The organism is Pseudomonas sp. TSO6, assembly GCF_056098905.1.
Map to the genome: position 1 here is coordinate 1 of NZ_JBLZWV010000119.1, position 252 is coordinate 252.

The 252-nt window shown below is 62.3% G+C and carries 1 pseudogene; it reads right to left on the reverse strand.

From position 1 onward, the window contains the following. Positions 1–3: 3 nt before the first annotated feature. Positions 4–252: pseudogene (locus ACN6NG_RS30055) on the reverse strand (hypothetical protein); the annotation flags it as partial.

The window sequence follows — 252 nt, forward strand, 5'->3', positions numbered from 1 at the left end:
AGGTCAGTGCTTGCTGGCGCCGGCAGCGCCGATACCGGTCATGGAGCGGATGAACTGGGCCAGGTAGCGGCCTCGTTCTTCACTGGCACGTTCGGAGCTGTCGGTAACCGAGAACACCCACGCACTGTAGTGGTTGCGCAGCTCCAGGCGTGCGTGGCTGTCGCCGATGAAATCGGCCATCGCCGGCACTGGCAACGCAAGGGTGGCCAGGCAGGCAGCTGACATGAAGTGAGTGCGGTTCATTGTTGTTGT